At 61.7% G+C, this 18,554-nt stretch carries 16 protein-coding genes; 14 read left to right on the forward strand and 2 right to left on the reverse strand.

Annotated elements, in window-relative coordinates; all coding sequences use genetic code 11:
• Positions 1 to 82 precede the first annotated feature (82 nt).
• The 9 genes from dusB to hflX all read left to right on the forward strand — a co-directional run bounded on the left by dusB (position 83) and on the right by hflX (position 11,717).
• Positions 83 to 1,126: a tRNA dihydrouridine synthase DusB gene (dusB, locus tag AB4Z53_RS26370; RefSeq protein WP_441598549.1), complete on the forward strand. Its 1,044-nt coding sequence runs from the start codon at positions 83 to 85 to the stop codon at positions 1,124 to 1,126.
• Complete coding sequence (locus AB4Z53_RS26375; protein ID WP_113537685.1) at positions 1,123 to 2,274, forward strand: two-component system sensor histidine kinase NtrB; 1,152 nt, start codon at positions 1,123 to 1,125, stop codon at positions 2,272 to 2,274. The genes dusB and AB4Z53_RS26375 overlap by 4 nt, the downstream gene beginning before the upstream one ends.
• A complete protein-coding gene (ntrC, locus tag AB4Z53_RS26380; protein ID WP_113537684.1) occupies positions 2,271 to 3,725 on the forward strand; it encodes a nitrogen regulation protein NR(I) in 1,455 nt (484 codons plus the stop codon). Before AB4Z53_RS26375 ends, ntrC begins: the two co-directional genes overlap by 4 nt.
• A 222-nt stretch (positions 3,726 to 3,947) precedes the next feature.
• Positions 3,948 to 6,218 (forward strand): ATP-binding protein, encoded by a 2,271-nt coding sequence (locus AB4Z53_RS26385; RefSeq protein WP_441598552.1) that lies wholly within the window; start codon positions 3,948 to 3,950, stop codon positions 6,216 to 6,218.
• Positions 6,208 to 7,572, forward strand: a complete 1,365-nt coding sequence (gene ntrX, locus AB4Z53_RS26390; RefSeq protein WP_113537682.1) for a two-component system response regulator NtrX — start codon at positions 6,208 to 6,210, stop codon at positions 7,570 to 7,572. Before AB4Z53_RS26385 ends, ntrX begins: the two co-directional genes overlap by 11 nt.
• Before the next feature lie 137 nt (positions 7,573 to 7,709).
• A complete protein-coding gene (gene trkA / locus AB4Z53_RS26395; protein ID WP_223727104.1) occupies positions 7,710 to 9,086 on the forward strand; it encodes a Trk system potassium transporter TrkA in 1,377 nt (458 codons plus the stop codon).
• Between the two features lie 11 nt (positions 9,087 to 9,097).
• Positions 9,098 to 9,961: a D-amino-acid transaminase gene (locus tag AB4Z53_RS26400; protein ID WP_441598554.1), complete on the forward strand. Its 864-nt coding sequence runs from the start codon at positions 9,098 to 9,100 to the stop codon at positions 9,959 to 9,961.
• A gap of 109 nt (positions 9,962 to 10,070) precedes the next feature.
• A complete protein-coding gene (gene hfq / locus AB4Z53_RS26405; protein WP_003535434.1) occupies positions 10,071 to 10,313 on the forward strand; it encodes an RNA chaperone Hfq in 243 nt (80 codons plus the stop codon).
• Positions 10,314 to 10,391: 78 nt separating this feature from the next.
• Complete coding sequence (hflX, locus tag AB4Z53_RS26410) at positions 10,392 to 11,717, forward strand: GTPase HflX (RefSeq protein WP_441598556.1); 1,326 nt, start codon at positions 10,392 to 10,394, stop codon at positions 11,715 to 11,717.
• Positions 11,718 to 11,806: 89 nt separating this feature from the next.
• On the opposite strand, the gene mazG is transcribed toward hflX, so the two are convergent.
• Both mazG and AB4Z53_RS26420 read right to left on the reverse strand, forming a co-directional pair.
• Positions 11,807 to 12,640 (reverse strand): nucleoside triphosphate pyrophosphohydrolase, encoded by an 834-nt coding sequence (gene mazG / locus AB4Z53_RS26415; protein ID WP_441598558.1) that lies wholly within the window; start codon positions 12,638 to 12,640, stop codon positions 11,807 to 11,809.
• 5 nt (positions 12,641 to 12,645) lie between these two features.
• Positions 12,646 to 13,233 carry a deaminase gene (locus tag AB4Z53_RS26420; protein ID WP_441598560.1) on the reverse strand — a complete coding sequence of 196 codons (588 nt, stop codon included), beginning with the start codon at positions 13,231 to 13,233 and terminating at the stop codon, positions 12,646 to 12,648.
• A 230-nt stretch (positions 13,234 to 13,463) separates the two neighbouring features.
• Between AB4Z53_RS26420 and cysG the strand changes: the two genes are divergently transcribed.
• The 5 genes from cysG (at position 13,464) to AB4Z53_RS26445 (ending at position 18,409) form a co-directional block, all read left to right on the forward strand.
• On the forward strand, positions 13,464 to 14,924 hold the full coding sequence (gene cysG, locus AB4Z53_RS26425) for a siroheme synthase CysG (RefSeq protein WP_441598562.1): 1,461 nt from the start codon (positions 13,464 to 13,466) through the stop codon (positions 14,922 to 14,924).
• 10 nt (positions 14,925 to 14,934) lie between these two features.
• Positions 14,935 to 15,249, forward strand: coding sequence for a DUF2849 domain-containing protein (locus tag AB4Z53_RS26430; protein ID WP_441598563.1), 315 nt, complete (start codon positions 14,935 to 14,937; stop codon positions 15,247 to 15,249).
• A gap of 14 nt (positions 15,250 to 15,263) precedes the next feature.
• On the forward strand, positions 15,264 to 16,934 hold the full coding sequence (locus AB4Z53_RS26435; RefSeq protein WP_441598565.1) for a nitrite/sulfite reductase: 1,671 nt from the start codon (positions 15,264 to 15,266) through the stop codon (positions 16,932 to 16,934).
• A gap of 17 nt (positions 16,935 to 16,951) precedes the next feature.
• A complete protein-coding gene (locus AB4Z53_RS26440; RefSeq protein WP_441598567.1) occupies positions 16,952 to 17,452 on the forward strand; it encodes a DUF934 domain-containing protein in 501 nt (166 codons plus the stop codon).
• A 144-nt stretch (positions 17,453 to 17,596) separates the two neighbouring features.
• Positions 17,597 to 18,409, forward strand: a complete 813-nt coding sequence (locus tag AB4Z53_RS26445; protein WP_113537672.1) for a ferredoxin--NADP reductase — start codon at positions 17,597 to 17,599, stop codon at positions 18,407 to 18,409.
• The last annotated feature ends 145 nt before the right edge of the window (positions 18,410 to 18,554 follow it).

The raw sequence follows: 18,554 nt of genomic DNA on the forward strand, positions 1-18,554 counted from the left end.
CTGCAAGCCTGGAATTTTGCGCAAGGCGCCGAAATCGCTTGGCAAGCCCGAGAACAATGTCTAAAAATAGTGCAGTACCAACATGTGCCTGAAAGATATGCATTTGCCAATTCCGGCTCTCTCGTCACCTCTTCGGATCGGGACCATCGAAATCCGCAACCGGGTGGCGCTCGCCCCCATGTCCGGTGTCACCGATCTGCCGTTCCGGCGGCTTGCCTGGCGTTATGGCGCCGGCTTTGTCGTGACCGAGATGGTTGCGAGCCGCGAACTGGTCGGTAATGCCCAGGAGTCCTGGGCGCGGCTGAAGAATTCCGGCATCAAGCCGCACATCGTCCAGCTTGCCGGTCGCGAGGCGCATTGGATGGCGGAAGCCGCCAAGATCGCCGCCGACAATGGTGCCGATATCATCGACATCAACATGGGCTGCCCGGCCAAGAAGGTAACGGGGGGCTACTCCGGCTCGGCGCTCATGCGTGATCCCGATCACGCTTTGTCGCTGGTCGAGGCGACCGTGAACGCAGTCGATGTGCCGGTAACGCTGAAGATGCGGCTCGGCTGGGACGAGAACTCCATCAACGCGCCGCTGATTGCCAAGCGCGCCGAAGAGGCGGGCGTCAAGGCGATCACCGTGCACGGCCGCACGCGCATGCAATTCTACAACGGCAAGGCAGACTGGGATGCCATCCGCCCGGTCCGCGAGGTCATTACTGTTCCGCTGGTTGCCAATGGCGACGTGGAGACAATCGCCGACGCCGAAGAAATCCTTCGGCGCTCGGGCGCAGATGCCGTCATGGCCGGCCGCTCGTCGCAGGGCCGCCCTTGGCACATCGGCTTTCTTGCCGGTGCTGTCGGGCACCCGTCGCAGGCGGAGGTTGCCGATATCTTTGCGGAGCACTACGAAATGATGCTCGAATTCTATGGCGTCGAGGTTGGCCTGCGGCACGCGCGCAAGCATGTCGCCTGGTATCTCGATCGCGCTGCCCCTGTCATGCCAGGCACGAAAAAGGCCGCAATCCTGACGTCGACCGATGTGCGCTTTGTCCGCGACCGGGCACGCGCCGCGATGCTGGATGCCGCTCCGACCGGGTCGGAAGGCGAGGCGCTCGCAGAAGGAATTGCCGCATGAGCCAGAAACCGGGCGTTTCCGAAGCGGCCGCGAACGGTCTGTCGATGGCGGTTCTGAATGCCATCCAGAATCCGGTAATCCTGGTCGATGCCAGCGGCCTGGTCGCCTTTGCGAACTGGGAGGCCGAATCGTTTTTTGGCGCCAGCGCCAATCACCTGGCGCGTCACAACATCAGCGCCTTCATTCCCTTCGGCAGTCCGTTGCTGACGCTGATCGAACAGGTGCGCGAACGCAAGGCGCCAGTGAATGAATACCGTGTCGACCTGAGCTCGCCGCGTCTCGGTGCCGACAAGCTTGTCGATCTCTATGTTGCCCCGGTTCTTTCCGAGCAAGGCTCCGTCGTCGTCGTCTTCCAGGAACGCTCGATGGCCGACAAGATTGACAGGCAGCTCACGCATCGCGGTGCCGCGCGTTCGGTGACTGGCCTTGCCTCGATGCTCGCGCACGAAATCAAGAACCCGCTTTCGGGCATCCGCGGTGCTGCGCAGCTGCTCGAAACCTCTGCCAATGACGAAGACAGGGCGCTGACGCGCCTCATCTGCGACGAGACTGACCGGATCGTCTCGCTGGTTGATCGCATGGAGGTGTTTTCCGACGAGCGCCCGGTGGACCGCGTGCCGCTGAACATCCATTCGGTGCTCGACCATGTGAAGGCGATCGCCAAGGCCGGCTTTGCCCGCCACATCAAGTTTTCAGAAAATTACGATCCGTCCTTGCCACCCGTCTATGCCAACCGCGATCAACTGGTTCAGGTGTTCCTGAACCTGATCAAGAACGCGGCCGAAGCGATCGGCGATCGCAGCGATGGCGAGATCGTGCTGACGACGGCCTACAGGCCGGGCATCCGCCTGTCGGTCGCCGGAACGCGCGAGAAAATCTCGCTGCCGCTGGAATTCTGCGTGCACGACAATGGACCGGGCGTGCCGTCGGATCTGCTGCCGCTGCTCTTCGATCCTTTCATCACCACCAAGACCAACGGTTCCGGCCTGGGGCTCGCACTGGTTGCCAAGATCATCGGCGCCCATGGCGGCATCGTCGAATGCGACAGCCAGCAGAACCGTACCACCTTCCGTGTCCTGATGCCTGCCTCCAAGGGCCAGGCAGCGGATGAAGACGACATGCCGATGACAAAAGGAAACCTTGCATGACGGGTGCCACGATCCTCGTCGCGGATGACGACGCAGCCATTCGCACCGTGCTGAACCAGGCGCTGAGCCGCGCCGGCTACGATGTCCGCATCACCTCCAATGCGGCAACCCTGTGGCGCTGGATCGCGGCAGGCGACGGCGATCTCGTCGTGACCGACGTGGTGATGCCCGACGAGAATGCCTTCGATCTGCTGCCGCGCATCAAAAAGGCGCGGCCCGATCTGCCGGTGCTGGTCATGAGCGCGCAGAACACCTTCATGACGGCGATCAAGGCTTCGGAGAAGGGTGCCTACGACTATCTGCCGAAGCCCTTCGACCTGACCGAACTGATCGGCATTATCGGCCGGGCGCTGTCTGAGCCCAAGCGTCGCCCGGCGAAGCTCGACGACGACACCCAGGACGGTATGCCGCTGGTCGGCCGTTCGGCGGCGATGCAGGAAATCTACCGGGTGCTGGCGCGCCTGATGCAGACGGATCTGACGCTGATGATCACCGGCGAGTCCGGCACCGGCAAGGAGCTCGTCGCCCGCGCGCTGCACGATTATGGCAAGCGGCGCAACGGCCCATTCGTGGCGATCAACATGGCGGCGATCCCGCGCGATCTGATCGAATCGGAGCTTTTCGGTCACGAGAAAGGCGCCTTCACCGGTGCTCAGGTGCGCTCGACCGGCCGTTTCGAGCAGGCCGAGGGCGGCACGCTCTTTCTCGACGAGATCGGCGACATGCCGATGGACGCACAGACCCGTCTTTTGCGGGTGCTGCAACAGGGCGAATACACGACCGTTGGCGGCCGCACGCCGATTCGCTCGGACGTGCGCATCGTGGCGGCGACCAACAAGGACCTGAAGCAATCGATCAATCAGGGCCTGTTCCGCGAAGATCTTTACTATCGCCTCAACGTCGTGCCGTTGCGTCTGCCGCCGCTGCGTGACCGCGCCGAGGATATTCCGGACCTCGTGCGCCACTTCGTCCAGCAGGCGGAAAAGGAAGGGCTCGACGTCAAACGTTTCGACCACGAAGCGTTGGAATTGATGAAGGCGCACGCCTGGCCGGGAAACGTGCGCGAACTGGAAAACCTGGTGCGCCGCCTGACGGCGCTTTATCCACAGGACGTGATCACCCGCGAAATCATCGAAAACGAGCTGCGTTCGGAGATACCGGACAGCCCGATCGAAAAGACCGCAGCGCGGCCTGGCTCACTCACTATCTCCCAGGCCGTCGAAGAGAACATGCGCCAATATTTTGCAAGCTTCGGCGATGCTTTACCGCCGGTCGGCCTCTATGATCGGGTGCTTGCCGAAATGGAGTATCCGTTGATCCTTGCGGCGCTCACCGCAACCCGTGGTAACCAGATCAAGGCGGCCGATTTGCTCGGCCTCAACCGTAACACGCTGCGCAAGAAAATCCGCGAACTTGGCGTTTCGGTCTATCGCAGCTCACGCAGCGCTTGACTTGGTCACAGCCACCGTTGCATTTTCGCCACAATGCGTTGCTTGAACGTGTGACGATCGCCGAATCGCGTGTCGTTGCCGTCTCGTTCAATCGATTTGACCCAATTGATTGAGTGGGGGCGCAACGCCGCAGCCCGTTTGGGCGGTGAGGTCAACCTTTGACCAGAGAATGCTAGCAAGAGATGCCGTCGCCAGAAGGCGCCGGTTGGGGGAACGCTTTTCATGGTGGATGCAATGGCCTTGCCGCTGGGCACAGATGAGGGACTCGCGGCGCAGGACCGGCGCGCGTCCTTTGCCCTGCCGGGGCTGATGCTGGCGACCGGGGCCCTGGTCTGTGCCACCGTCTCGTTGATCATCCTTCTCGGATTGACGCCGATACGGCTGGAACGAAATGTCGTCATCGCCTGCGCCGCCATCAACAGCCTGTTCGTCGTCGGTCTGATCTACCTGATCGCCCGCGAAATCCTGCGGTTGCTGCGGGCCCGCAGCAAGGGCCGCGCTGCTGCGCGCCTGCATGTGCGTATCGTTGCGCTGTTTTCGATCGTGGCGATCACGCCGGCGGTGCTCGTCGCGATCTTTGCCAGCATCACACTCGATGTCGGCCTTGATCGCTGGTTTTCGCTTCGCACCCAGGCGATCGTCCGCTCGTCGATCAACGTCGCCCAGGCCTATGTGCTCGAGAATGCCAGCTATCTGCAGGGCCAGACCGTGTCGATGGCCAACGACCTCGAACGCAACCGGCAGCTCTATAGCCTCGATCGCACCGGCTTCACGGAACTGATGACCCGCCAGGCACGTGGCCGCGGTATGCTTGGCGCATTCCTGGTTCGTGCAGACGGCAGTCCCATCATTCAGGCCAACATCTCGACGGACCGTCCGCTGCCCTCCATTCCGCCGGACGCGCTGAAAAGCTCGGTATCCGGCCAGCCGACCCTGATCCCGCCAGGGGTCACCAACCTCGTTGGTGCCGTGATTCCGCTCGATGACATCCCGGGCACCTATCTCTACACGGTTCGCAACGTCGATCCGGAAGTGATGCGATCGCTGCGGCTGATGGAAGAGAATACGGCCGAATACAAAATGCTCGAGGCCGRACGGACCTTCACGCAGATCGCCTTTGGCGTTCTCTACATCGGCTTTGCGCTCATCGTTCTCCTCGCCGCAATCTGGACCGCGATCGCTGTCGCCGACCGGATCGTCAGGCCCATTCGTCAGTTGATCGGCGCCGCCGACAGCGTCGCCTCGGGAAACCTTGATGTCGTCGTGCCGGTCCGCGCGGTGGACGGCGACGTCGGCAACCTGTCGCGCACCTTCAACAAGATGGTCTCGGAGATCCGCAGCCAGCAGGAACAGATCCTGGAAGCCAAGGACGAGGTCGATCATCGCAGCCGCTTCATCGAGGCAGTGCTCTCGGGCGTGACCGCAGCCGTGATCGGTGTCGGTCGAGATCGGCAGATCACCATCGCCAACTCGTCTTCCGAAGAGTTCCTGAAGAAGACGGCGCCGGAGCTCCTCGGTGCTGACCTGCGTACCGTGGCACCGGAGATCGAAGAGGTCCTGGTGGAGGCCGAAAGCCGCCATCGCAACGACTACCGCAAGCAGATCAACATCATGCGCGGCGGAACCGAACGGACGCTGAACGTTCAGGTGACACGCGAAGAGGGCGGCGAGTCGAATGAGTCCTACGTCATCACCATCGACGACATTACCGATCTCGTCATCGCCCAGCGTTCGACTGCATGGGCAGATGTCGCGCGCCGCATCGCGCACGAGATCAAGAACCCGCTGACCCCGATCCAGCTTTCTGCCGAGCGCCTGAAGCGGCGCTACGGAAAGCAGATCAATCAGGAAGATAAGGTCGTTTTCGACCAGTGTACCGATACGATCGTGCGCCAGGTGGAAGATATCGGCCGCATGGTCGACGAGTTCTCCTCCTTCGCACGCATGCCTAAGCCGACGAAGGAAAAGGCCGATCTCCGCGGGATACTGAAGGATGCGATGTTCCTGCGCGAGATGGGCAACAATCACATCGATTTCGTACGGGACCTCGGCGAAGAGCCGCTTGAGGGGCTGTTCGATGGGCGCATGCTCGGCCAGGCCTTCGGCAACATCGTCAAGAACGCCGTCGAATCGATCGAGGCGGTGCCGGCGGATGCCGTGCGCGGCCATCCGATGATCGTGGCGCGCGCGCGAACCGACACAGCCACGGGCCGCTTCGTCGTCGACATCATCGACAACGGTAAGGGCCTGCCGACGGAGAACCGGCACAGGATTCTGGAGCCGTACATGACGATGCGTGAGAAGGGCACGGGCCTCGGCCTCGCCATCGTCAAGAAGATCATTGAGGACCATGGCGGACAATTGGAATTGCACGACGCGCCAGCCGATTTTGACGGCGGTGTCGGGGCGATGATCCGCGTGATCCTGCCGCCTGCCGGAGAAGCCGCGGGCGAAGACAGTTTGAAGGATAAGGGTGCGAGCGATGGCCGCTGATATTCTGGTTGTTGACGATGAAGAAGATATCCGCGAGATCGTGTCGGGTATCCTCTCCGACGAAGGGCACGAAACCCGCACCGCGTTCGACAGCGACAGCGCGCTGGCAGCGATCAGCGATCGTGTGCCGCGTCTGGTCTTCCTCGATATCTGGATGCAGGGAAGCCGCCTCGATGGTCTGGCGCTGCTCGACGAGATCAAGGGACGCTATCCGGATCTCCCAGTCGTGATGATTTCCGGTCATGGCAACATCGAGACCGCGGTCAACGCCATCAAGCGTGGCGCATATGATTTCATCGAGAAGCCCTTCAAGGCGGACCGGCTGATTCTGATCGCCGAGCGCGCGCTCGAAAACTCCAAGCTCAAGCGCGAGGTTTCCGAGCTGAAGAAGAAGTCCGGCGACCCGGTGGAACTGATCGGAACGTCGGTTGCCGTGTCGCAGCTTCGTCAGACGATCGAGAAGGTCTCGCCGACCAACAGCCGCATCATGATCCAGGGTCCATCCGGGTCGGGCAAGGAACTGGTCGCGCGGATGATCCACCGCAAGTCGACGCGTTCTGCCGGCCCCTTTGTGGCCCTGAACGCTGCGGCGATCACGCCCGACCGCATGGAGATCGCGCTTTTCGGCACCGAAGGCACGCCCGGCCAGCCACGTCGCACCGGTGCGCTCGAAGAGGCCCATGGCGGTATTCTTTATCTCGACGAAATCGGCGAAATGCCGCGCGAGACGCAGAACAAGATCCTGCGGGTGCTGGTTGACCAGCAGTTCGAACGTGTCGGGGGTACCAAGCGCGTCAAGGTCGATGTCCGCATCATTTCCTCGACCGCCTACAACCTCGAAAACATGATCTCCGAAGGTCTGTTCCGCGAAGACCTGTTCCACCGGCTTGCCGTCATCCCGGTGCGGGTGCCGGCGCTCGCCGAACGCCGCGAGGATATTCCGTTCCTGGTCGACATGTTCATGCGCCAGGTCAGCGAGCAGGCGGGTATCCGCCCGCGAAAGATCGGCGACGATGCACTGGCCGTGCTCCAGGCCCATGACTGGCCCGGCAACATCCGCCAGCTTCGCAACAACATCGAGCGCCTGATGATCCTTGCGCGCAGCGACGGCCCGGACACGCCGATTTCCGCCGACATGCTGCCGACGGAGGTGGGCGACACACTGCCCAAGATCTCGGCGCAGGGCGATCAGCACATCATGACGTTGCCGTTGCGCGAGGCCCGCGAAATGTTCGAGCGTGACTATCTGATCGCGCAGATCAACCGGTTCGGCGGCAACATCTCCCGTACGGCGGAATTTGTCGGAATGGAGCGGTCGGCGCTGCATCGCAAGCTGAAGTCGCTGGGCGTCTGAGCCGATTGGCGTCTGGCCTTTACATCAGCGCGCCTGATCAGGCGCGCGAACATCGCTGCCGCACTGTGAATTGCTGCATGTTTTTTTGCCTGAATCGGATACGGTCCAAGGAAACACGCGGCAGGTGAAAGAACGACATGAAGGTAGTCATTTGTGGTGCGGGCCAGGTCGGGTACGGCATCGCCGAGCGGCTGGCGCAGGAAGATAACGACGTATCGGTGATCGATACGTCGGCAGCATTGATCGCCAACATCACCGAAAGCCTCGACGTGCGCGGCTATGTCGGCCACGGTGCGCATCCGGATGTGCTGGCCAAGGCCGGTGCCGATCAGGCCGACATGCTGATTGCCGTCACGCTCTCTGACGAGGTCAACATCGTCGCCTGTGAAGTGGCGCATGCGATTTTCAACGTGCCGACGAAGGTTGCCCGCATCCGGGCGCAAAGCTATCTCGCGCCCGAATATTCGAACCTCTTCTCCCGTGAAAACGTGCCGATCGACGTCACCATCTCTCCGGAAGTTGAAGTCGGTCGGCTGGTGCTGCGTCGCATATCCTTTCCGGGCGCCATCGACGTCGTGCGCTTCGCTGAAGATCGCATCGCCATGGTTGCCTTCGAGTGCCTGGAAGATTGCCCGGTCGTCGGCACGCCGCTACAGCAGCTGAGCGAGCTGTTCCCTGACCTGCTTGCGACCGTGACCGGCATTTTCCGCAACGGCAAGGTCATGGTGCCGCATTCGGACGATCAGCTGCAGGCCGGCGATATCGCCTATCTCGTCTGTGACCGCGACCACGCTCGCCGTACCCTGGCGCTCTTCGGCCACGAGGAGCAGGAAGCGCGGCGCATCATCATCTTCGGTGGCGGCAATGTCGGCTATTTCGTTGCCAAGGCCATCGAGGATCACCAGCCCCGAACGCGGGTGAAGCTGATCGAGAGCGATCGCGATCGCGCGGTGATGATGGCCGACAAGCTCAACAATACCGTAGTGCTCAACGGTTCGGCCATGGATCAGCGGATATTGGCGCAGGCGGACGTTCAGGACGCCGATCTCGTCGTGGCGCTCACCAACAACGACCAGATCAACATCCTCGGCAGCATGATGGCGAAGCATCTGGGCGCCAAATCCACGCTCGTTCTCATCAATGAACCGTCCTATCAGGATTTTGCCGCCACGGCCGGCGTCGACGCCTATGTGAACCCACGCGCAGTGACCATCTCGCGCGTGCTGCAGCATGTCCGCAAAGGACGAATCCGCTCGGTCTATGCGGTGCAGAAGGGCATGGCCGAGGTGATCGAGGCCGAAGCGCTGGAGACCTCGCCGCTGGTCGGCAGGGCGCTGCGCGACCTCGAACTGCCCGAAGGCATCCGCATCGGTGCGCTCTATCGCGACAAGACGTTCATTCGCCCGGACGGCAATACCAAGATCAAGGCGAAGGACCGTGTCGTGCTCTTCGCCACCGCCGCTGCCGTGCGGCATGTCGAGCAGCTTTTCCGCGTCAGCATTCAGTACTTCTAGGGTTGAGGTCCATGCCGAGAATTRCCTATGTCAACGGCGCCTACGTGCCGCATGCCGACGCCGGCGTCCATATCGAGGACCGGGGTTATCAATTTGCGGACGGTGTCTACGAAGTCTGCGAGGTGCGCCACGGCTATATCGTCGATCTCACCCGCCATCTCGATCGCCTCGACCGCTCGCTCCGTGAATTGCGCATCGACTGGCCGATGAGCCGGGCGGCGCTGGTTCATGTGATCAGGGAAGTGATCCGGCGCAACCGGGTCCGCAATGGCCTGTTCTACATGCAGGTGACCCGCGGCGTGGCGCGCCGCGACCACGTGTTTCCGTCCAAGGAGACCATGCCGACGATCGTGATAACGGCGAAGCGCACCGATGCCGAAGCCATTGCCAAGAAAGCGACGCGTGGGATTTCGGCGATTACCGTTCCGGAAAACCGATGGGACCGGGTCGACATCAAGTCCGTCGGGCTTCTTCCCAACGTGCTTGCTCGCCAGAAGGCGAAGGAGGAGGGCGCGCAGGAGGCGATTTTCGTGGATCCCGATGGCACGGTCAAAGAGGGCGCCGCGACCAATGTCTGGATCGTCGACCGCGACGGTACCCTGCGCACACGACCGGCGGAGCACGGAATCTTGAAGGGAATCACCCGCACCACCCTGATGGATGTGGCAGGTCCGCTTGGGCTCAGGATTGAGGAGAAAGCGTTCTCGGTCGAGGAGATGCTCGCGGCGCGCGAGGTCTTCATAACCGCTGCTACCAGCATCTGCTTTCCGGTCGTTTCGGTGGATGGCAGGCCGATCGGCAATGGCCATCCCGGAAGCATAGCACAGAATATTCGTGAAGCCTTTTTCGGCGTTGCGGAAAAGACATTGATTTGATACCAAACTTAAAGAGGTGTCGGGGAAGGTACTTGTGGCGCCTCTGATTGCAGATATCGACAAAAATGCACCGGCGCGAAACGCCGGCAAATAAGAAAGAAGCGGCGCGATGGCGGAACGTTCTCAAAACTTGCAGGATCTTTTTCTCAACACGGTCCGCAAGCAGAAGATTTCATTGACAATTTTCCTTATCAACGGTGTCAAGCTCACCGGTGTCGTGACGTCTTTTGACAATTTCTGCGTCCTGTTGCGTCGTGACGGCCATTCGCAACTGGTCTACAAGCACGCGATCTCGACCATCATGCCCGGCCAGCCGCTGCAGATGTTCGAGAACGAAGAAGCCGCATCCTGACGGGACGTTAGGCACATTACCAAGCGGGATTCAAAATCGTCGTCGATCATTCCGGAGCTCGAGAAGCTCCGCGACGACATGCGCGCGGTCGTCATCGTTCCGGTCTTGAAGAAGACCGGACGACAGTCCGCAGACGTTCTTTCGAACACGACGACACGCTCGGATGAAAGTCGCCTCGACGAGGCGACCGGGCTGGCGTTGGCGATCGATCTCGAAGTCGTGCACGGCGCCATCGTTCCGGTGGCGCAGCCGAAGCCTGGCACCTTGCTCGGCACCGGCAAGATTGAAGAGATCGGCCACATCCTCGTCGAACAGGATGCCGGCCTTGTCATCGTCGACCATCCGTTGACGCCGGTTCAGCAGCGCAACCTCGAGAAGGAATGGAACGCCAAGGTCATCGACCGCACGGGCCTGATCCTTGAGATTTTCGGCCGCCGCGCTTCCACCAAGGAAGGCACGCTGCAGGTCGATCTTGCGCATCTCAACTACCAGAAGGGCCGCCTGGTCCGAAGCTGGACCCACCTTGAGCGTCAGCGTGGTGGTGGTGGCTTCATGGGCGGTCCGGGTGAAACACAGATCGAAGCGGACCGCCGTTTGCTGCAGGACCGCATCGTCAAGCTCGAGCGCGAGCTGGAGCAGGTCCGCCGCACCCGGCAGCTGCACCGTTCCAAGCGCAAGAAGGTGCCGCATCCAATCGTCGCGCTCGTCGGCTACACCAACGCCGGCAAGTCCACGCTTTTCAACCGCATGACCGGGGCAGGCGTGCTTGCCGAGGACATGCTGTTTGCGACGCTGGATCCGACACTGCGGCGCCTGAAGCTGCCGCACGGCCGCATGGTCATCCTTTCCGACACTGTCGGCTTTATTTCCGACTTGCCGACGCATCTGGTTGCAGCGTTCCGTGCGACGCTCGAAGAGGTGCTTGAGGCTGACCTGATCCTGCATGTCCGCGATCTTTCCGATCCGGACAACCAGGCGCAGGCGAGCGATGTGCTTCGTATTCTCACCGATCTTGGCATCGACGAAAAGGAAGCCTCCGAACGGCTGATCGAGGTCTGGAACAAGATCGACCGGCTCGACGCTGATTCCCGTGAGGCGCTAAAGAGCAAGGCAGCGACGTCAGGCAATACGGTCGCCGTCTCCGCGATATCGGGCGAAGGCGTCGACGAGCTGCTCGCTGAAATCGGTCGACGCCTGTCGGGCGTCCTGACCGAATGCACCGTCGTGCTCGGCATCGATCAACTGCAGCTTCTGCCCTGGATCTATCAGCACGCCATCGTCGATGGCCGCGAGGATCTGGAAGACGGACGTGTCAGCCTCGATCTCCGGTTGACCGAAAACGAGGCCTCCGATCTGGAGCGTCGTCTCGGAAATGGGCCGAAGCCTGTCGTGGAAGACTGGTAAGCCCGAGGCGCTTGCCCGGATCCGTTCCCTATTGTTTTCGTTAGATTTGTATTTGTGGACGCATGTTGCGAACATGCGTCCTGTAGGCCTTAGCCGAGCTGCCGCTCGATCGCCTTGGCCGCCTGCCAAAGCTCTTCCATCCGCTCCAGAGTGGCTCCATCCAGCGTCTCGCCGTCGGCCTCGAGTTCGCGCTCGATATGGGCGAAGCGGCGGCGGAACTTGGTGTTGGTGCCGCGAAGCGCCGTCTCCGGATCGGTGCCGACATGGCGGCCGATGTTGACCACCGCGAAAATCAGATCGCCCAGTTCGTCGCTGACTTTGGCGCGATCCTTTTCGCGCAGCGCCTGGCGCAGTTCCCCGATTTCCTCCTCGATCTTGTCGAGAATCGGTTCGGGTTCCGACCAGTCGAATCCGACCTTTGCAGCGCGTTCCTGCAGCTTCAGTGCTTCGACGAGTGCTGGAAACGAGCGTTGGACGGAACCGAGATGGCTTGCAGCGGCGTCCGGGGCGAGGCCGCGCTTTGTCCGTCGCGCCTGTCGCTCCGCCTTTTCTGCCTGCTTGATCTGGTCCCACTGCAGTTTGACCGCCTCGGGCGTGTCGGCATCGGAACGGGCAAACACATGCGGATGCCTACGGATCATCTTGCGCGTCACCGCCTCGACGACGTCGCCGAAGGCGAAGTCGCCCGCTTCCTCCGCCATGCGTGCGTGAAAGACCACCTGCAGCAGCAGGTCGCCGAGCTCGTCGCAGAGGTCGTGCATGTCGCCGCGCTCGATGGCATCGGCCACCTCATAGGCCTCTTCGATCGTATAGGGCTTGATCGTCTCGAAGGTCTGGACGATGTCCCAGGGGCAGCCGGTCTCGGGCTGGCGGAGCGCCGCCATGATGTCGAGCAGGCGCTTTATGTCGCGTGAAGGTTCCATGGATCTCAGTTCAGCGGAATGGCGTTGTCGTCCTTGCCCGACTGATAGCTGTCGGAAAGGCTCTGGTAGCGGGCACGGATGCGGGCATCCTGTGCGCCGAGACGGGCTTGGGTTGCAGGGTCGCCATCTCTCGAAAGCGCGGCGATGGAAGCCGAATGCCAGAAGGCATTGTCCTTGGCATAGCCACCCGGCTCCAGCCGGAAGACTTCCTTCAGGATCTTCAGATCATGCGGGATCGCGAAGCTGTCGCGCGAATCTTCATGGCTGAAGAAATAATAGAAATTGTCGAAACCGGCCCAGGTGATCGCCGAGAGGCACATGGAGCAGGGCTCGTGGGTCGACAGGAAGATGAGGTCGCGGGTGTCGAGCTTTTCCGCCATCTCGTAGAAGCGTTTCAGCGTATGGACCTCGCCGTGCCACAGCGGATTTTCCGTCTCGTTGTTGGTTTCGGCCAGCACCAGCGATAGGTCGGACTTGCGCAGGATGGCGGCGCCGAACACCTTGTTGCCGGCGGCAACACCCTTTTCGGTGAGTGGCAGGATGTCCTGCTCGATTACCGTCAAAAGCCGTTCGGCGAGTTCCGCTTGGGTCATGTCATGCATCTCCGGCAGGTCAGTGAGCGCATTTAACGGAGGTTGCCCCCGCGGCGCAATGGCCGGGGAATGACCGGTGCTTCAGCGAGCCCGGAGATATTTGCTCAAAATGATGCACCACCGAGCAAAACAATACGTGCCCGGAAAGGCATTGAAATTTCTGTTCCTTCAATTGTCGTGCTTCATGCGGGATATTCGGCGCAGCCTGTAGAAGGAACCGTTTGGCAGACATGTCGCAGCAGCTCGCCGTTTTCCCCGCATTCTTTCGCGTCGCGCAAAAGCGCGTGGCGGTTTTCGGCAATGGCGACGAGGCTTTTGCCAAGGTGCGGCTGCTGCTGAACACCGAAGCGTCGATCGTCGTCTTTGGTGACGCGCCGGAAACCGGATTCGCTGACTATCTTCGTGGGCACGGTATCGAACATGTCGCCGCCGCATTCGCGCCCGAGCAGCTCGAGGGCGCCATTCTCGTTTTTGCGGCAACCGGCAATGCCGCCGAGGATCAGCACATCGTCGTCGCGGCGCGCGAACGCAAGATCCCGGCAAATGCCGTCGATCAGCCCGACTTCTGCGATTTCTTTACGCCGGCGCTTGTCAATCGCGCGCCCGTAGCGGTCGCCATCGGCACCGAAGGGGCTGGGCCAGTGCTTGCCCAGATGATCCGAGCGCAGATCGATCAGCTCCTTTCACCCTCGCTCGGTGTCGTCGCGTCGCTTGCTGCGAGCTATCGCGAGACGGTTGATCGTCTGGTGCCGCGCGGCGTGGCTCGCCGCCTGTTCTGGCGTCGCTTTTTCCAGGGCTCGGTCGCCGACAAGGTCGCCGGCGGCGATCTGGCTGCCGCCCGCCGCGAGGCTTCGCGTCTGCTCGATGCGCCCGAGAAGGCGCTGGGTCATGTCTGGCTGGTCGGCGCCGGTCCGGGCGCTGAGGACCTGCTGACGCTCCGCGCCCAGCGCGTGATGATGGAAGCCGATGCCATCGTTTATGACGCGCTGGTGCCGCAGGCGATCGTCGATATGGGCCGCCGCGACGCCGAGCGCCTTTCGGTCGGCAAGCGCAAGGGCTGCCATACGAAGTCCCAAGACGAGATTAACCAGTTGCTGGTGACGCTGGCTGCCGAAGGTAAGCGCATCGTCCGTCTGAAGTCCGGCGATCCGCTGGTATACGGCCGGGCCGGCGAGGAGATGGCGGCACTTCGCGAAGCTGGTATCAGCTATGAGATCGTCCCGGGCATCACCTCGGCCTTCGCTGCAGCGGCCGATTTCGAACTGCCGCTGACGCTTCGCGGTGTCGCGTCCTCGCTGGTCTTCACGACAGGCCATGATCTGACCGGAGAGGTCCTGCCCGATTGGGCGCGGCTTGCGGTCTCGGGTGCAACGATCGCGGTCTATATGGGCCGGACTGTTGCCGCGTCCGTCGCCGGTCGTCTCATGCAGGCGGGCCTTCCGCCGGAAACGACGGTTGCCGTCATCGAGAATGCCAGCCGCGCGGATCGCCGCCTGCTGCATGGCACGCTGAAGGACCTTCCGGATCTGGAAAACCGCAGCGAGCTTTCGGGCCCGGTCATGGTTATCATTGGTGATGCGGTCGCCGGCGCCAATTTCGAGCGCTCCGAGCCGCTCGTAGCCGGCAAGTCGCGTGGTGAGAAGAAAAACGTTGAAGTTGCCTTCGGGCGCGACGAACAGATTTTGAACTGAGGAAGAGACGATGGTGAGCAAGGTTTTGACGGCAAATCGGCTTTCGGACGGCATCTCCGTCTGGCTGGATGCCGCCGGCAACTGGGTCGAATCGCTGCAGGATGCCTTCATTGCCCGCCATGCCGAGGCCGTGGCGGCGCTCGAAGCCACCGGCAAGCAGGCGTTTGACGACAACAAGGTCGTCGACGCCAATGTCGTCGATGTCGAAGAGATCAATGGCACGCTCCGTCCGCTGCGCATGCGTGAGCGCATCCGCGCTGAGGGCCCGTCGATCCCCTATGCCGCCGGCTATAACGGCTTGTCCGGCCCGAAACACGCTGCCTGAGGAACCGATACCCGATGTACCGTTACGATGAATTCGATCACGCCTTCGTTTCCTTCCGCGTCGAACAGTTCCGCGATCAGGTCGAGCGCCGTCTGAGCGGCGAGCTTGCCGAAGATGCCTTCAAGCCGCTGCGGCTTATGAACGGCGTCTATCTGCAGCTTCACGCCTATATGCTGCGCGTGGCCATTCCCTATGGCACCTTGTCGAGCCGTCAAATGCGCATGCTCGCCCATATCGCGCGCAAGTATGACCGCGGCTACGGTCACTTCACCACGCGCCAGAACATCCAGTACAACTGGCCGCGCCTCTCCGACACGCCGGATATCCTGCAGGAACTGGCAAGCGTCGAGATGCATGCGCTCCAGACCTCGGGCAATTGCATTCGCAACGTCACGGCTGACCACTTCGCCGGGGCTGCTGCCGATGAGGTAGCAGATCCAAGGCCTTACGCCGAGATCTTGAGACAGTGGTCGAGCGTCCATCCGGAATTCTCGTTCCTGCCACGCAAGTTCAAGATCGCCGTCACGGGCGCCGAGCGCGACCGCGCCGCGATCCAGGTCCATGACATCGGCCTGCACCTGAAGAAGGACCAGAACGGCCGCATAGGCTTTGCCGTCTATGTCGGCGGTGGCCAGGGCCGCACGCCGATGATCGCCAAGAAGATCCGCGACTTCCTGCCGGAGGAGGACCTGCTGTCCTACACGACGGCGATCATGCGTGTGTACAACCTGCACGGCCGCCGCGACAACAAGTACAAGGCCCGCATCAAGATCCTCGTGCACGAGACCGGCGCCGAAGAATTGTCGCGTCAGGTCGAGGTCGAATTCGCGGCCCTCAAGGACACCGAGCTGAAGCTGCCCGAGACGGACATCCAGGCGATCTCCACCTATTTCGCGCCGCCGGCTCTCGAAAATCGCGCCGAAGGCTGGGAGAGCCTCGCACGCTGGAAGAAGACTGATCCCGAGTTTGCGCGCTGGGTGCAGCAGAACGTGCAGCCGCACCAGCACCCTGACTACGGCATGGTGACGATCTCGCTGAAGCCGATCGGCGGCATTCCGGGCGACGCCAGCGACGCGCAGATGGATGCCGTTGCCGATATCGCCGAGGAATATGCCTTCGACGAAATCCGCGTCAGCCACGAACAGAACCTGATCCTGCCACATGTGGCGCTGGCCGATCTCGAACCGGTCTACCGCGCTCTGGTCGCTTCGGGCCTTGCCACCGCCAATGCCGGCCTGATCACGGATATCATCGCCTGTCCCGGGTTGGACTACTGCGCGCTTGCCAATGCGCGCTCCATTCCGGTGGCGCAGGAGATTTCGAACCGCTTCGGTTCGCCGGAGCGCCAGGCCGAGATCGGCGAGTTGAAGATCAAGATCTCCGGCTGCATCAATGCCTGCGGTCATCACCATGTCGGCCATATCGGCCTGCTCGGCGTTGAGAAGAAGGGTGCTGAACTCTATCAGATCACGCTCGGCGGTTCCGGCGACGAGAATACCTCGATCGGCGAGATCATCGGCCGCGGCTTCGAGCCGGAGAAGGTGACCGACGCCGTGGAGACGATCGTCGACACCTATCTGGGACTGCGCCGCGACGGCAAAGAGACCTTCCTCGAAGCCTATCGCCGCGTCGGCCCGCAACCCTTCAAGGACGCGCTCTACGGCAGTGCGCAGGAAGCTGCCTGAGGCGCTGAGGAACAGACATGACGAAAATCTGGAAGGAAACCGGCTTCGTGGGCGATGATCCCTGGGTCATCGAAACGGAAGAGACGAAGGCAGGTTCGAACGAGAAGGCGATCGTTGGCCTCGACGCGTTCCTGGCCAAGGTCGGAGACAGCGACGAAATCGGCCTTGGCGTGGTGATTGCGCCGGCGGATGACGTGACGAAGCTCGCGCCCCATCTCGATCGCCTTGCGCTGGTTGCAGTCGCGTTCCCGGCCTTCAACGACGGCCGCGCCTTCAGCCATGCCTCGCTGCTGCGCGCGCGCCTCGGCTTTGGCGGCGAGGTGAGGGCGGTTGGCGATGTGTTGATCGACCAGATTCCGCTGATGCTGCGCTGTGGTGTCGAAAGCTTTGCGGTCAGCAATGCAACGGCTCTAAAGCGCCTTTCGGAAGGGCGCCTACCGGGCATCGCCGTGCACTACCAGCCGACGGCAAAGGCCTCGACCGACGCCAAATCCTACAGCTGGCGGCGGGTCTCCTGACATCATTGGGGCCGCGACAGTGTGAAGCACGCTGAAATCCCCGAAAGCGACTATATTTGGAAGGGATTTCCTTCCCTTTGCGTGCGGCTTGGAATATCCGCTCTTTGTTGATAAACAGGGTCATCATTACAGGACTTTAGCCAGATGAATGCTCCGGCAAAAACGGAAGATTTCGCGATCCAGGCACCGGCAGGCGTATATGTCGAGACGGTGACGAGCGTTGAGCACTATACGGATCGGCTCTTCCGCTTCCGCATGACCCGCCCTGCCGAATTCCGCTTCCGCTCGGGCGAATTCGCGATGATCGGCCTGATGATCGGCGACAAGCCAGTCTACCGCGCCTATTCGATCGCCAGCCCCGCCTGGGACGAAGAGCTCGAATTCTTCTCGATCAAGGTGCCGGATGGCCCGCTGACCTCACACCTGCAGGGGATCAAGCCGGGCGACAAGGTGCTGATGCGCAAGAAGCCGACCGGCACGCTGGTGCTCGATGCGCTGGTTCCCGGCCGCCGTCTCTACATGTTCTCGACCGGCACCGGCATTGCGCCCTTCGCGAGCCTGATCCGCGATCCCGAGACCTATGAGAAGTTCGAGGAAGTAATTCTCACGCACACCTGCCGCGACGTTGCCGAACTGAAATACGGCTTCGATCTCGTTGAGGAAATCCGCAACCACGAATTCCTGAACGAGATCGTCGGCGACAAGCTGCGCCACTATGCGACGGTGACCCGCGAGGACTTCCCGTTCAAGGGGCGCGTAACCGACCTGATGGTCAACGGCAAGTTCTTCTCCGATCTCGGCCTGCCACCGCTCGATCCGGCTGTCGATCGCGGCATGATCTGCGGCTCGACCGCGATGCTGAAGGACACCAAGGAGATTCTCGAGGCCGCCGGCCTGACCGAGGGCGCCAACAACAAACCGGCCGAATTCGTGATCGAGCGGGCCTTCGTCGGCTGATCCTTTTTTGTGCAGTCTTGCAGTTCGAGGGGCGCACTTGGGGTGCGCCCTTTGTCGTTTGTGGCGATGCGGCGTGGAGCTATGCGTTTGCGGTAGCTCGGCCCTGTTCATTCTGCGTATCGCGCGGCGTCGCCAAGGGCTATCG

This window comes from Ensifer sp. 2TAB8 (assembly GCF_052115125.1).
In the GTDB taxonomy this organism is placed as follows: Bacteria; Pseudomonadota; Alphaproteobacteria; order Rhizobiales; family Rhizobiaceae; genus Ensifer.